General features: G+C 47.4%; 12 protein-coding genes. 3 read left to right on the top strand and 9 right to left on the bottom strand.

The genetic code is table 11. The features are described 5' to 3' along the window. A complete protein-coding gene (gene mglC / locus ACZ5R2_RS04415; protein ID WP_438459238.1) occupies positions 1-1,026 on the top strand; it encodes a galactose/methyl galactoside ABC transporter permease MglC in 1,026 nt (341 codons plus the stop codon). A 69-nt stretch (positions 1,027-1,095) separates the two neighbouring features. Here the strand turns inward: mglC and glmS are convergent, their stop codons facing one another. Both glmS and ACZ5R2_RS04405 read right to left on the bottom strand, forming a co-directional pair. Further along, a complete protein-coding gene (gene glmS / locus ACZ5R2_RS04410; protein ID WP_464901188.1) occupies positions 1,096-2,928 on the bottom strand; it encodes a glutamine--fructose-6-phosphate transaminase (isomerizing) in 1,833 nt (610 codons plus the stop codon). Between the two features lie 69 nt (positions 2,929-2,997). Beyond that, a complete protein-coding gene (locus ACZ5R2_RS04405; RefSeq protein WP_464901187.1) occupies positions 2,998-3,762 on the bottom strand; it encodes a DeoR/GlpR family DNA-binding transcription regulator in 765 nt (254 codons plus the stop codon). A 429-nt stretch (positions 3,763-4,191) separates the two neighbouring features. On the opposite strand from ACZ5R2_RS04405, the gene pykF reads away from it, so the two are divergent. After that, positions 4,192-5,604, top strand: coding sequence for a pyruvate kinase PykF (gene pykF, locus ACZ5R2_RS04400; RefSeq protein WP_464901186.1), 1,413 nt, complete (start codon positions 4,192-4,194; stop codon positions 5,602-5,604). 69 nt (positions 5,605-5,673) lie between these two features. Here the strand turns inward: pykF and ACZ5R2_RS04395 are convergent, their stop codons facing one another. Together ACZ5R2_RS04395 and ACZ5R2_RS04390 are read right to left on the bottom strand one after the other, a co-directional pair. Further along, a complete protein-coding gene (locus ACZ5R2_RS04395; protein WP_464901185.1) occupies positions 5,674-7,527 on the bottom strand; it encodes a sensor domain-containing diguanylate cyclase in 1,854 nt (617 codons plus the stop codon). A gap of 130 nt (positions 7,528-7,657) precedes the next feature. After that, positions 7,658-8,383, bottom strand: coding sequence for an SIMPL domain-containing protein (locus tag ACZ5R2_RS04390; protein ID WP_464901184.1), 726 nt, complete (start codon positions 8,381-8,383; stop codon positions 7,658-7,660). Positions 8,384-8,549: 166 nt separating this feature from the next. Between ACZ5R2_RS04390 and ACZ5R2_RS04385 the strand changes: the two genes are divergently transcribed. Next, complete coding sequence (locus ACZ5R2_RS04385) at positions 8,550-9,053, top strand: YbaK/EbsC family protein (protein ID WP_464901183.1); 504 nt, start codon at positions 8,550-8,552, stop codon at positions 9,051-9,053. Positions 9,054-9,095: 42 nt separating this feature from the next. Here ACZ5R2_RS04385 and mscS read toward each other — a convergent pair whose 3' ends face one another. The 5 genes from mscS to rraB form a co-directional block, all read right to left on the bottom strand. Next, a complete protein-coding gene (mscS, locus tag ACZ5R2_RS04380) occupies positions 9,096-9,962 on the bottom strand; it encodes a small-conductance mechanosensitive channel MscS (RefSeq protein WP_464901182.1) in 867 nt (288 codons plus the stop codon). 323 nt (positions 9,963-10,285) lie between these two features. Further along, complete coding sequence (fbaA, locus tag ACZ5R2_RS04375; protein WP_464901181.1) at positions 10,286-11,362, bottom strand: class II fructose-bisphosphate aldolase; 1,077 nt, start codon at positions 11,360-11,362, stop codon at positions 10,286-10,288. A 155-nt stretch (positions 11,363-11,517) separates the two neighbouring features. After that, positions 11,518-12,678 (bottom strand): phosphoglycerate kinase, encoded by a 1,161-nt coding sequence (locus ACZ5R2_RS04370; RefSeq protein ID WP_464901180.1) that lies wholly within the window; start codon positions 12,676-12,678, stop codon positions 11,518-11,520. A 135-nt stretch (positions 12,679-12,813) separates the two neighbouring features. Then, positions 12,814-13,848, bottom strand: a complete 1,035-nt coding sequence (epd, locus tag ACZ5R2_RS04365; protein WP_464901179.1) for an erythrose-4-phosphate dehydrogenase — start codon at positions 13,846-13,848, stop codon at positions 12,814-12,816. Between the two features lie 203 nt (positions 13,849-14,051). Then, entirely contained in the window at positions 14,052-14,465 is a 414-nt protein-coding gene (rraB, locus tag ACZ5R2_RS04360) for a ribonuclease E inhibitor RraB (RefSeq protein ID WP_438459250.1), read from the bottom strand. Between the last annotated feature and the right edge of the window lie 406 nt (positions 14,466-14,871).

The raw sequence follows: 14,871 nt of genomic DNA, 5'->3' as shown, positions 1-14,871 counted from the left end.
ATGGATATCGCAAAACTACGCCCACCCAAAGACATAAAAATCGCTGATTACCTCAAAGAAGGCGGCATTTATGCGGTTCTGATCATTCTGTTGGCTATTATCATTATTCAAGAGCCTTCGTTTCTGAGCCTAAGAAACCTAAGTAACATTCTGACTCAATCCTCGGTGCGGATCATTATTGCCCTCGGGGTTGCTGGCCTGATTGTCACCCAAGGTACCGACTTATCCGCCGGTCGCCAAGTTGGCCTTGCCGCAGTGTTGTCAGCAACCTTGCTTCAATCGGTCGACAACGTCAATAAGGTGTTCCCTAACCTAGGTGAGATCCCGATTGTCGCAGTGATCATCGCAGTGTGCTGTGTCGGTGCCCTGATTGGCCTAATGAACGGTATTGTTGTGGCTTATCTCAAGGTCACACCATTTATCGCTACCTTAGGCAGTATGATCATTGTCTATGGGATCAACTCGCTCTATTTTGACTCCGTCGGTGCCTCACCGGTTGCTGGGTTTGATGAACGATTCTCGACGTTTGCTCAGGGTTTTGTCCAGCTAGGCGACTTTAGGCTGTCCTACATTACCTTCTACGCCATTATTGCCACGGCGTTTGTCTGGGTGTTGTGGAATAAGACCGTGTTTGGTAAAAACATCTTTGCCATCGGGGGCAACCCAGAAGCGGCAAAAGTGTCTGGGGTCAATGTGCCGCTAACACTGCTGAAAATTTACGCGCTATCTGGTGTATTTTACGCCTTCGGTGGGATGCTTGAAGCCGGACGAATCGGTAGTGCTACCAATAACCTTGGCTTTATGTATGAGCTGGATGCGATTGCGGCTTGTGTCGTCGGCGGGGTCTCTTTTGCCGGTGGTGTCGGCAGTGTTGCCGGGGTAGTAACTGGCGTGCTGATCTTCACTGTTATCAACTACGGCATGACTTATATCGGCGTGAGTCCTTACTGGCAATACATCATCAAGGGCAGCATCATTATCTTCGCCGTGGCACTCGACTCGATGAAATACCAGAAGAAAAAGTAGTGTGCTGAGAAAAAAACGGCGGCATGCCCAGAGGGCAAGCCGCCGTTTTAACTCACTTACTATCTTCCGTTACTCTACCGTAACAGCCTTGGCTAGGTTACGCGGCTGGTCAACGTCCGTACCTTTAATCAATGCTACGTGGTAAGACAGCAACTGCATTGGCACCGTGTAGTAGATAGGCGCGGTGATCTCATTGACGTGTGGCATGCGAATGATCTTCATGCTCTCGTCCTCTTCAAAGCCTGCGTCTTGATCAGCAAATACATACAAGATGCCGCCACGAGCGCGCACCTCTTCAACGTTAGACTTAAGCTTCTCAAGTAGCTCGTTGCTTGGTGCAATCACAACAACTGGCATATCCGCATCAATCAATGCCAGTGGGCCATGCTTGAGCTCGCCCGCAGCGTACGCTTCTGCGTGGATGTAGGAGATCTCTTTTAGCTTAAGTGACGCCTCCATTGCGATTGGATAAAACTCACCACGACCTAGGAACAAGGTATGATGCTTATCGGCAAAATCAGGGGCTAACGCCTCGATTTGTGCATCAAACTCTAGCGCCGCTTCAATTTGGCTTGGCAACTCATGCAGTGCTTGTACGATTTCTGTCTCACGAGCCTCATCAACGCGACCTTGCAGACGACCGATTGATACCACCATCATCAGCATTGCTGCTAACTGGGTAGTGAACGCCTTGGTTGATGCCACGCCAATCTCAGTACCAGCACGGGTCATAAAGGCAAAGTCGGATTCACGCACCAACGAAGAGCCTGCCACGTTACAAATCGTCATCGCTGCCATATAGCCCTTTTCTTTGGCTAGGCGCAACGCTGCAAGTGTATCTGCCGTTTCACCCGACTGTGAAAGCGTCACCAGTAAACTGTTTGGACGAGTAACAAACTTGCGGTAACGGAACTCTGAGGCAATCTCAACGTCACAGCTGACGCCAGCGATATCCTCAAACCAGTAGCGCGCCGCCATACCAGAGTTGTATGAGGTACCACAAGCCACGATCTGCACGTGCTCGACTTTGCTCAGGATTTCTTCAGCATTCACGCCAATCGCATTGGTGATCACGGCAGAGTCAGACAGGCGTCCTTCCATGGTGTTAATCAGCGCTTTTGGCTGCTCAAAAATCTCTTTTTGCATAAAGTGACGGAACTTACCCTTGTCACCGGCATCATGCTCTGCATTTGACTCAACGATCTCACGCTCAACCGGCGCGCCATTGATATCAACCACGTTAACTTCACGACGCGTGATCTCAGCCACATCACCTTCTTCAAGGTACATAAAGCGGCGAGTAACGCTAAGTAGTGCAAGCTGATCCGAGGCGAGGAAGTTTTCACCTACACCAAAGCCAATCACAATTGGGCTGCCCGAGCGAGCGACGACTATGCGAGATGGATCTTTACAATCAACCACAACCGTACCATAGGCGCCCTCAAGTTGCTTAGCCGTGTTCTGTAGAGCTTCAAGTAGGCTATCGCATGAACGACGCTCCCACTCCACCAGGTGTGCAATCACCTCGGTATCGGTTTGCGACTCGAAGACGTAACCACGTGATTGGAGAAGCTCACGCAACTCTTCATGGTTTTCGATGATACCGTTGTGCACTACCGCAATATCACCTGACATGTGTGGATGAGCATTCACTTCAGAAGGCTCGCCGTGGGTTGCCCAACGAGTGTGCGCGATACCCGTGCCGCCAATCACTTTGGCCTCATCGACAGCATCAGCTAGCTCTTGAACCTTACCTAGGCGGCGCACGCGGGTTTGATTGCTCTCGCTATCAACCACAACCACACCTGCAGAGTCATAACCGCGGTATTCCAAACGGCGCAGACCTTCAACCAAAATTTCAGCGACATCGCGTTGAGCGACAGCTCCTACAATTCCACACATAACGTTACTCCAAGTAATGATTTTCTCATCCAATGACAGCCATAGGCTCGCCATATGTGAGAGGGTTAATTATTTAGCGCAAATAACCTTTACGCCTTTATTTTCAATGATCTCTCGCTGCTGCAAGCTGATATCTGCATCGGTGACCAAGACATCAATTTGCTCCCAGCTGAGCTCTAAATTCGGGATTTTGCGACCGATTTTTTCCGATTCGATCATCACAACCACTTCGCGTGAAACCTCGGCCATCACCTTGCTCAGCCCCACCAGCTCATTAAAGGTAGTGGTGCCGCGGTCAAGATCGATGCCATCCGCACCGATAAATAACTGGTCGAAGTCATACGAGCGTAACACCGACTCGGCCACTTGACCCTGAAACGACTCAGAATGTGGGTCCCAAGTGCCCCCTGTCATTAGGAGTGTAGGCTCGTTTTCTAAGTCATTCAGGGCATTAGCGACCATCAATGAGTTGGTCATCACAACTAACCCACGCTTTGTGCTGAGTTGTTCGATTAACGCGCCTGTGGTACTACCGCTGTCGACCACGATACGGTTGTGGTCTCGGATAAGGTCTGCTGCACACTTGGCAAGCATAACCTTTCGAGTCGAAACTTTACTACTGAGTGCTTCTGTCACCACTTCTTTTGGCAATGCAATCGCACCACCGTAACGGCGCAAAAGTTGACCGTTTTTCTCTAGTGAGGCGAGATCCTTACGAATCGTGACCTCTGAGGTTTCAAAGCGTACTGATAGCTCCTCAACACTGATCTCTCCTTTCTCTTCGACGAGATTAGAAATCGCATGTCGGCGCATCTGTGTATTTCGTTTCGACATTAAAATATTAGCAGTAAGTTTCACAACGAAACATAGTGTAGTCGAAACGAAAGGGGGCCGTCTATTTATTTTGAAGTGAAAAATTAAAATTACAGGGCAAAACCTTGTCCTAAAACAAACTCTGATCGTGAATTTGTCGACTTACAGTGGTAGAATCTCGGCCATCAAAAGAAAGTTAATTACAAAATTAGCCGCGATTTTTTGCTCCCAATGACGTGAACTGGGATAAAGTCGAAATAATCTTTCATTTTTTGGAAATGAAACAGTCATAAAATGACTAAAGCACGTGAAAGACTTTCACGAACAGAACGGTAGGTGATACTTTTGATACTGACCGAGAAGTGCACGCATTTCTCATTTTTTCACCTACACTTCTGGCTAAGAATTTTAATTTCAAATTGTAACAATACTTACCGGAGAGTATTTTCCATGAAAAAGACCAAAATCGTATGTACGATTGGCCCTAAAACTGAATCTGTAGAGAAGCTAACTGAACTAGTAAACGCAGGCATGAACGTAATGCGCCTGAACTTCTCTCACGGTAACTTCGAAGAGCATGCTGCACGTATCTCTAACTACCGTGAAGTAATGGCTAACACTGGTAAACAGCTAGCAATCCTTCTCGACACTAAAGGTCCAGAAATCCGTACTATCAAACTAGAAGACGGCAACGACGTTGATCTAGTAGCAGGTCAAGAATTTACTTTCACTACAGACACTTCTGTAGTTGGTAACAAAGACATCGTAGCAGTAACTTACGCAGGTTTCGCAGCTGACCTATCTGCAGGTAACACTATCCTAGTAGATGACGGCCTAATCGAAATGGAAGTTATCGCAACAACTGAAACTGAAGTTAAGTGTAAAGTTCTTAACAACGGTGCACTAGGCGAAAACAAAGGTGTTAACCTTCCTGGTGTTTCTGTGCAGCTTCCAGCTCTTTCTGACAAAGATAAAGCTGACCTTAAATTCGGTTGTGAGCAAGGCGTTGACTTCGTTGCAGCATCTTTCATCCGTAAAGCAGCTGACGTTAAAGAAATCCGTGAGCTTCTAGACGCGAACGGCGGTCAAGACATCCACATCATCTCTAAGATCGAGAACCAAGAAGGTGTAGATAACTTCGACGAGATCCTTGAGCTTTCTGACGGCATCATGGTTGCACGTGGTGACCTAGGTGTTGAAATCCCAGCTGAAGAAGTAATCTTCGCTCAGAAGATGATGATCGAGAAGTGTAACCGTGCACGTAAGATGGTTATCACTGCAACTCAAATGCTTGATTCTATGATCAACAACCCACGTCCAACTCGCGCGGAAGCGGGCGACGTTGCTAACGCAGTAATGGACGGTACTGACGCAGTAATGCTTTCTGGCGAAACGGCTAAAGGTAAGTACCCAGTTGAATCTGTAGCTATCATGGCGCAAATCTGTGCTCGTACTGACAGCGCTCTAAAAGCTGAACTAGGTTCTCGTCTAGACAGCCCACGTCTACGTATCACTGAAGCAGTATGTAAAGGCGCAGTAGACACAGCTGAGAAGCTAGCTTCTCCAATCATCGTTGTTGCTACTGAAGCTGGTAAGTCTGCACGTTCTGTGCGTAAATACTTCCCAACTGCAAACATCATTGCAGTAACAACTAACACTAAGACGGCTGCTCAGCTAGTTCTTACTAAAGGCGTAACTCCAGTTGTTGTTGAGTCTATCGACAGCACTGACGCGTTCTACGTAGCGGGTAAAGAGATCGCTCTAGAGACTGGCCTAGGTAAGAAAGGCGACATCGTAGTGATGGTTTCTGGTGCTCTAGTTGCTTCTGGTACAACTAACACTGCATCTGTTCACGTACTATAATTCGTCGAACACTTGCTAAGAAAAAAGAGAGCCTCGGCTCTCTTTTTTTGTTTTCTATCCTCAGCCCGCCTACATGTACTCTTCGTTACTGAGACATTGGGATACTCGATTGCGCCCCAGCGCCTTAGATTCGTATAGGGCGATATCCGCCCACTTGTAACTGCGCTGCCTGTCCGATGTCATGTCGGTATAGCCGATACTCACCGTGACTTTGAGCTTTGGCTCGTTCGCAACACTCATCAATACCCGCTCCAATAGGCTTTGCGCTTCACTGAGTGTGGTATGAGGGAGTAAAAGCGCAAACTCTTCTCCACCCACCCGAGCAACAAAATCCGTATCTCGGACACTACGCGTGATCACCTGTGCGACATCTCGAATGGTACGATCACCCTCATCATGGCCTTGTTGGTCATTAATACGTTTAAAATGATCGATATCGATCAGAGCCAGACAATAGGCCTGAGACTCAGGATAGCGCTCAATCAATGAGGCGGCTATGTCTAGTTCACTCTCAAATTTTCTGCGATTCCACAGCCCCGTAAGGTCATCTCTCTCGCTCAATATACGCAACTGATCTTCTAATCTTTTACGCTGATCGATATCGACAAACGAAAAAATGTAGTAGTTGAGCTCACCCCGACGCGATAAATCAGCCTGGATGCGGCATATCACCGCGACGCTTCCCCCATCGCGTTTTTTTAGCACGAGCTCTCCTTCCCAAACACGATCACCAGCGAGCTCCGCTTCAATCTTGCTATACACATCAGACCCTTCAGCGCCAAGCAGGGCATCAAGCATCGCTCGCCCCTTAGCATGCGCTTCGCCATATCCCGTCAAGCGAGTAAACTCTCGATTAACCAGCACGGTGCGCTCATACTCATCGGTGATCATCACCGCTGAAACTCCCTCTAAGGCTGCCATAGCCAGCTTACTCTCGAGACTTTTTTTCGAAGAGATAAACACCAAATAAGTGGTTGGCAATAAAATGATCAATAGCAGTACGACCACAAACATCGCCTCTTGGACTATCCCACTAATATCTTGCTCTGCTCGCTGCGCTAGTTGCTCTGAACTCACCTGGATCACAGCGTACAGGGCAGGCTCACTGACAACACCAACAAATGCATAAACAGACAGCGTCCCGTCATGTAACTGGTAACCAAACTCCGGATTAGCTTGCATAGTCTGCCAAAAACTTGGGTATTGTGAGGCAAACAAGGTTACCCGTTTATGCCTTGAGCGTGGATTGACATACTGTCCATCCCCGATGATCAGGTCGGCAACTAAAGTAGGGTCTGGTGAGAAGGTCAATAGAGATGTGACTTGCTCCAGGTCGATATCAATCACCAAATAACCAAGCCGTTGTTCACGATGCGTAACAGGCATCATGATCTTCAAGGATGGGGAAAGTCGCACCTCATTGCCATACTGATAACTGGTCTCTATTCCCCAAGTCGCAAACTGTCCATTGGGAATATTGGACAGGTAATCAAAATACTCCGCTGCTCCATCTTGCAGTTGACGGCTGACTAACTTCGTTTCCTCACCGTCATTCAAGTAATCTATATCCAGCATTACTTGGCCTTCTAGGTTGAGCACTTGAATTGAAGAGAACCACTCTTGCCCTTCTGCCACAGCCAACCAAAAGTCATGCAAGACCGTCCGACTGTCCTCATTGGGGTGCCTTAGGTAATCATTTAGGGTCTGGCTCTGAGCCAGCATACGCGAGGCTGAAATCAATCTCCCCCGCATTAGACCAAACTCGTTTTTGATATGGTTCAGCTGAGTTTGCGACTCAGCGATAGCAAGCTCCTGTGTAGCGGCCTTACTGTCTAAATATCGCTGATAATAATTGCCAAAGATCACCACCAACAAAGTAATAAAAACTAAAGTGGATAAACCAAGCAGTCGCAGTGGTCTCACCTATCATCTCTCTTTTGCATCGATTACTGTGCCTCTGCAGGTCTAGATTTATGCGGCTCATTATACCCAAGTGACACCAAGAAGCAGCCCGATGAGGCGTGACCTAGGGATAAATGCTTAAGCATCAAGCTTACTGCACCAGTTTAAATATCACCTCGACGCGTTCGTTGATCGCTATCGATTGATCTTGATACGAATTAGTCTCGAGTTGACTGTCCATCGCTTGCGCCCTCATCGGTTGGATCCGAGCGGGTGAGTAGTTGATCCGCCAAGCTTGTTCGATTTCTTGATCAAAGCCTGCCGCCAATCGGGCTGCTTTGGTCTTAGCATCCTCAATCGCCAGCTGCAAGGCACGCTGTTGATGCTGCTCCAACTGTGAGGACTGCAGCGTGATGCTGTCAACCCGGTTGACGCCAGCGGTCATTGCCATGTCCATATATTGTTCAAGCTGGCTAATATCTTCGACGTGTAGCGTGATGCTGCGAGAGGCCTTGTAACCTACAAGCTCGCGGGGCCGATCGTTCTTCGCATAGTGGTATTGAGGGGAGATATACAGGTTTGAGCTCTCGATTTGTTCACGCTTGATACCCGCGTTCATCCATAACTCAAACAGTGAGTCAACACTAGAGTCAGCGGCTGATTTCGCCTCTTCTGCTGTCTGACCTTGCTCTTCAACCCGTAACCTCAGCAAAGCTCGATCTGGCATCACCTTTACCTCACCAAATCCGCTGGTTTGTATATGGGCAAAATCAAGCTGAATCGCCATTGCAGATCTTACTGGCATCACTGAAATTACAGCCAAAATCAACCGGCTTATGAGAGAAAAGCCCGTCATTCGAAAAGAGTTCATCATCATTCCATCAATCCTTTTTGTATATCAATCAGATTACGAGCTTCTGCCCTACCCTATTGACCGGAAACTCGACAATTAATTCAACCTAACTGCCAATATCTCTTGGCTATCGTGTACCCATCGATTTACTCTAGGACCGTGGATACTAACCAACAAGGATGAACTTAAAATGATAACGCTCGAGATAGAGCAGAGTTGCCAACGCCTTTTTACCTGGAATCAAGATCAGCTGATAGCGCACAATATCGCTTATCAACAATGGCAACATGAGCCCATTTTTGACTTCGCCACCGATATCAAAGTCGCCAAGCAGCTTGGCTGGCAAGGGACACACAGCAAAAGCTTGTTTATCAAGACCAAGAATTCGGGCACCTACGCCGTTTTTGTCACCGACAAAGACTCGCGTATGGATGGCAAGGCGATTAAGTGCGTGCTCGGTCAGCGAGTCACAATCTGCAGTGATGACGAGATGCAAAGCCAGATCGGTTGCTTTCCTGGCGCCGTGTGCCCCTTTGGCCTAGATGCAAGCGTTAGCCTAGTGATTGATAAACACCTGCTAAGCCATGATGAGGTTTTCTACACCCCAGGTAAACCAGATATCACCTTTGCGTTAAGTGGTAAGGGTTTGGAACAGCTGCTATCCACACTGCCTAACCCTGTTCATGTTATCTAAGTCATGAAAGCGAGGTCTTGACGACCTCGCAAGCGCAGACGCTTAAACAGGCGCCTTGTCCATATGCAGATCCAGTTGCGGGAATGGGATCTCGATACCCGCTGCATCGAGCGCTTCTTTGATCGCCTGATGCGACTCAAAGTACACTGACCAATAATCCTCGGTTTTACACCATGGACGTACGACAAAATTGACCGAAGAGTCAGCCAACTCAAGAACGCCAATGGTAATGTCAGGGTCTTTAAGAATACGCTCATCTTTCTCCAGCGCTTCTCGGATCACGCGTTTGGTCAACTGTAGGTCCGCGTTATAAGCCACCCCAATCACCATGTCGACGCGACGCTTATCATGGCGCGAATAGTTAGTGATGGGCCCATTAATCACCCCAGCGTTCGGCACCACGACCATCTTGTTATCTGGCGTGGTTAAAACCGTTTGGAAAATCTGAATCGAGGCGACATTACCCGCCACGCCAGCCACCTCGACATAATCACCGGATTTGAAGGGCCTAAACGCAACGATTAAGACACCCGCGGCAAAGTTAGATAGCGAGCCTTGCAAGGCAAGACCAATCGCCAAACCGGCAGCACCAATTACGGCAACGACCGATGCGGTCTGGACCCCAATACGACCCAATGCCGCAATCAGAACAATCACGAATAGAAGATAGCGCACGAGGCCATGGACAAACTCGACCACCGCGTTGTCCATGTTCTTGCTCTTGAGCAGCTTAGCTACACTATTTGCCACCATCTTAACGACGATATTACCAATGAACAGAATCAGTAGGGCGGAAATAATGTTCACGCCATACTGCACAATCAGATCACTGTTATTACTAAACCACTTCTCAGCCTCGGCAACTCCGTTGACCAAGGACTCTTCAATATCAATAGATTCGGTTGACATAGTTACCCCTTAAAATCCAATCTATATCGCTCAACTTGGAGCTTATCTGGTATTACAACCCCAAAACCAACAGTCTCACTTGGCACTGGCAAATACCTTTAGTTTTCAGTAGTGAACTTTCGCACTACACAATCAACAGTCTTGGTTCCCTCAAGCTACACTGTTTGCTATCAAGCCTATGCAACTTCTTATATTAATTCCAGATTTTTGTTGTCAGATAGTTAATTGTTTTAAGATAGACATAAAAAAACCTGCTTCATGAGCAGGTTTTTATCAATCAATGAGCCGCATCAGGCAGCCCCAACAGCAAGCCAAGGGCTAGCTTATAGTACGTCTACTGCGTTTAGGTCAGCGAACGCTTTCTCTAGGCGTGCAACCATTGACGCTTGACCAGCACGTAGCCATACGCGTGGGTCGTAGTACTTCTTGTTTGGTGCGTCGTCGCCAGTAGGGTTACCAATTTGACCTTGTAGGTAGTCACGGTTGTCAGCTTCGTATGCACGAACGCCGTCCCATGTTGCCCACTGTGTATCAGTATCGATGTTCATCTTGATAACGCCGTAGCCGATAGACTCTTGGATCTCAGCTTCAGTTGAACCAGAACCACCGTGGAATACGAAGTTCAGTGCGTTAGACGCGATACCGAATTTCTCAGCACAGTGTGCTTGAGAGTCACGTAGGATAGTTGGAGTAAGAACAACATTACCTGGCTTGTAAACGCCGTGTACGTTACCGAAAGACGCAGCGATAGTGAAGCGGTGTGAAACAGCGCTTAGTTTCTCGTATGCGTAAGCAACGTCTTCTGGAGAAGTGTATAGCTCAGACTGATCCATATCAGTGTTGTCTACGCCGTCTTCTTCACCACCAGTACAACCTAGTTCGATTTCGATAGTCATGCCCATCTTCGCCATGCGCTCTAGGTATTTAGCACAAGTTTCGATGTTCTCTTCTAGCGACTCTTCAGAAAGGTCAAGCATGTGAGAAGAGAATAGTGGCTTACCAGTTTGAGCGAAGAACTCTTCACCCGCGTCTAGTAGACCGTCAATCCAAGGTAGAAGTTTCTTAGCTGCGTGGTCAGTGTGTAGGATAACTGGTACGCCGTAAGACTCAGCAACTGCGTGTACGTATTTCGCACCAGCAACTGCACCAAGAACCTGCGCTTCTTGACCTTCAAGCTTAAGGCCCTTACCTGCGAAGAACGCTGCGCCGCCGTTAGAGAACTGAACTACAACCGGTGCTTTCACTTTAGCTGCTGCTTCTAGAACGGCGTTTACAGAGTCAGTACCTACAACGTTTACCGCTGGAAGAGCAAACTTGTTCTCTTTTGCTACTTCAAATACTTTTTGTACGTCATCACCAGCGATAACACCAGGCTTTACGAAATCAAAGATCTTAGACATGGATCCAATCCTATTTATATCTGTCGTTTAAATAATAATAACTGTTACGTTTAAACTTTTGCTTCTGCTTACCTGCAGTGATCAAAATTTAGCAAATTTTGTTGCCGCCTGCAGAAATAGAAAAGCGGGAAACTTTCGTCCCCCGCTTTACAAAATTACTTAGCGCGCGCTTCTAGCATTTCAACCGCTGGAAGTACTTTACCTTCTACAAACTCAAGGAAAGCACCGCCGCCTGTTGAGATGTAAGAGACGTCCGCTTTGATACCGAACTGGTCGATAGCTGCTAGTGTGTCACCACCGCCTGCTACTGAGAAACCTTCAGAAGCTGCGATCGCTTCAGAGATGCCTTTCGTGCCTGCTTCGAAGTTCTTGAACTCGAATACGCCAACAGGACCATTCCATAGGATAGTCTTAGCGTTTTTCAGGATCTCAGCAAGCTCAGCTGTTGAGTCAGGACCAAGGTCGAAGATCATGTCGTCATCACAAACGTCAGCCACGTTCTTGATCTCAGCTTCAGCGTTCTCATCGAATGCTTTTGCACAAGCAACGTCAGTCGCTACTGGAATTGCACACTCGTCCATTAGCTTCTTCGCTGTGTCAACTAGGTCTGCTTCGTATAGTGACTTACCTACGTTGTGGCCAGCAGCTGCGATAAAGGTGTTTGCGATACCGCCACCAACAACCAGTTGGTCAGCCACTTTTGATAGTGACTCAAGTACAGTTAGCTTAGTCGATACTTTTGAACCACCAACGATAGCTACCATTGGGCGAGCTGGCTTGTCCATCGCTTTTGCTAGTGCTTCTAGCTCGTTAGCAAGTAGGGGACCTGCACATGCGATTGGTGCGTGCATGCCAACGCCGTGCGTTGAAGCTTGTGCACGGTGAGCAGTACCGAATGCATCCATTACGAATACGTCACATAGCGCTGCGTATGCTTTAGACAGCTCTTCGTCGTTCTTCTTCTCGCCTTTGTTAAAGCGAACGTTTTCTAGAACAACAAGCTCACCTGCGTTTAGCTCAAGACCGTTTAGGTAGTCTTTTGCTAGTTTCACGTCGCAGTCTAGTGCGTCGTTTAGGTAGTTTACTACTGGCTGTAGAGAGAATTCTTCTGCGTATTCACCTTCAGTTGGGCGACCTAGGTGTGACGTCACCATAACTTTAGCGCCAGCTTCTAGGCAGCGCTTGATGGTTGGAAGAGATGCTAGAATACGTGCATCAGAAGTTACTTTGCCTTCTTTCACTGGAACGTTTAGGTCAGCACGGATAAATACGCGTTTACCTGCTAGATCCAGGTCAGTCATCTTGATTACAGACATTTTGTCCTCTCAACTAAATAATTAAAGTGTTTGTTAAGCCCGGCATCCGGCCGAACTCGTTAATCCTTCAAACTACTATCGAATATGGAGATCTTTGATTTATTTTCAAGTAAAAAATAAATAATTCTCCCGGTTTTATGAACTGGCGCTTGATGTCCGCATTGCCAGCGCTGTATCCAGCATTCGATTGGCAAAGCCCCATTCGTTGTCACACCAGACCAGCATCTTAACCAGATGCCCGTTGCTCACTCGCGTTTGGGTTCCGTCAACGATCGCACTGTGGGGATCGTGATTAAAATCGATGGAGACGAGCGGCGCTTCAGTATAGTCAACTATGCCCCTTAATGTACACTGAGAGGCATCAATAATGACTTGATTTACGTCATTAACTTTCACATTTGCGTTAATTGTGACACTTAAGTCCATCGCAGTGACGTTTACCGTCGGTACTCGCACCGAAATTGCTTCAAATTTGTTGGAAAATTTCGGAAAGATTCTTTCGATACCTTTATGTAATTTTGTATCAACTGGGATGATCGACTGGCTAGCCGAGCGAGTACGGCGCAGATCAGAGTGGTAGGCATCAATCACTTGTTGGTCGTTCATCGACGAGTGGATGGTGGTGATGGTGCCAGAATCGATGCCAAAGGCGTCATCCAGTGTCTGGATGATGGGTACGATACAGTTGGTGGTACAAGAGCCATTTGAGACGACTCTGTCTTCTGCACGCAGGCTGGTGTGATTAACGCCATAAATGATGGTGTTATCCAGATCAGTCGCACCTGGATGTGAGAACAAAACTTTGCCTGCGCCGGCTTTGATGTGCTCTTGTCCATCAGCTTGAGAGCCAAACACGCCTGTGCAGTCTAGGACAATATCAACCTCAAGATCGCGCCACGGTAGCAGCTCAATCTCAGCCAAATGTAGGATACGAATCGAGTCTCGCTCACCGGTGTCATGATGAACATAGATATGTTCTTGATCGTTGCTGATGCGCTTTTTAAACCGCCCATGGCTGGTATCGTATTGCAACAGGTGCGCCATGGCATCGGGTTGAGCTAACTCATTGACCGCCACAACTTTGATCTGCTGATCCTTTTCACTTTCATACACCGCACGAAGAACATTGCGTCCAATTCGTCCAAATCCATTAATGGCAACTCTTAACACCGCCCAGTCCATCTTTTGTGATCAATTCGAGTTGCAAATACTAACGCTAACCCCCCCTAACCTCAAGGTGCAGATTTCGCAGCTAGGCGCTAGCTGATAGTAGTGAATAATACCCGCTTAAGGAATGTAAAAAGGTCGAGCAGATGCTCGACCTTTGCAAAGACACACCAAGATGCTTAATTCAAAGCAGTACTAAATAGTCACTACTCTTGCTCGTCATCTTCCTCTGGGTAAATGGCATCTTCGCCCTCGTAGTAGGTGCCCCAGCCGTCGTAGATGATGTCGTATTTCTCAGCAAGGTGAACCAGCTTTTCTACTTGAGCATCAATCGCCTCAGCGTTCAATGCCGACTCCATGGTTGCATCACAACAAAGTAGCTTATTGCCATCTTCGTCTTCGGTCTCTTCTGCCTCAAGCACCTCAAAGCCCATCTTAAACGCTTCAACAACCGCCTTTTCTAGCTTGTCAAAATCTTCAGAAAACAGGTGGTGCTCAATCTCATACAGGGAATCTGGCTCACTGCCATCTTCTAGCAGCGCTTGGATAATATCGCGTGTCTCTTCTTTCTGAAATTCAATCAGCTCTTCAACAGACATGTATTCATCTTCATGAGACATAGTAAGGGACTCCAAGGTGGAATAATTTAAAGATATGAGTTTGCGTGGAAATATGGCACGGATCCTTGCCAAATACCAGATATTCACTCATAAATCGATGTTTTACGCTCACTCTCCGTCCAATCCATTCAGCGGGCTCATCCGCGCAATTTAGGATATTGTGCAATCGCTTGAGTGCCTCACTATGGCAAGGTATCGCTTCGATATGGCTCTTGAACGCATAGACTCCCGCTTTGAGTCATCCACATCGCATAGCCAGTCATTTTTGTGATCTAACTCTCAGTCGCAGTGTCTTGAATCTTTGTCTGGCCATTTCGCATAAATTCAAAATTAATTGCTTAATTTTGTTCCTTTGACAGGATGAGAGCGGTATTTTTTAACTTGCATCTTGATATCAAGCTTGTCA

The organism is Vibrio sabulosilitoris (genome assembly GCF_055391395.1).
This window is presented reverse-complemented; position numbering and strand designations above follow the sequence as displayed.

Excerpts from the sequence above, each read along its gene's own strand:
- mglC (WP_438459238.1), top strand. The coding sequence starts at position 1 with ATGGATATCGCAAAACTACGCCCACCCAAAGACATAAAAATCGCTGAT.
- glmS (WP_464901188.1), bottom strand. The coding sequence starts at position 2,928 with ATGTGTGGAATTGTAGGAGCTGTCGCTCAACGCGATGTCGCTGAAATT.
- ACZ5R2_RS04405 (WP_464901187.1), bottom strand. The coding sequence starts at position 3,762 with ATGTCGAAACGAAATACACAGATGCGCCGACATGCGATTTCTAATCTC.
- pykF (WP_464901186.1), top strand. The coding sequence starts at position 4,192 with ATGAAAAAGACCAAAATCGTATGTACGATTGGCCCTAAAACTGAATCT.
- ACZ5R2_RS04390 (WP_464901184.1), bottom strand. The coding sequence starts at position 8,383 with ATGATGATGAACTCTTTTCGAATGACGGGCTTTTCTCTCATAAGCCGG.
- ACZ5R2_RS04385 (WP_464901183.1), top strand. The coding sequence starts at position 8,550 with ATGATAACGCTCGAGATAGAGCAGAGTTGCCAACGCCTTTTTACCTGG.
- mscS (WP_464901182.1), bottom strand. The coding sequence starts at position 9,962 with ATGTCAACCGAATCTATTGATATTGAAGAGTCCTTGGTCAACGGAGTT.
- fbaA (WP_464901181.1), bottom strand. The coding sequence starts at position 11,362 with ATGTCTAAGATCTTTGATTTCGTAAAGCCTGGTGTTATCGCTGGTGAT.
- ACZ5R2_RS04370 (WP_464901180.1), bottom strand. The coding sequence starts at position 12,678 with ATGTCTGTAATCAAGATGACTGACCTGGATCTAGCAGGTAAACGCGTA.
- rraB (WP_438459250.1), bottom strand. The coding sequence starts at position 14,465 with ATGTCTCATGAAGATGAATACATGTCTGTTGAAGAGCTGATTGAATTT.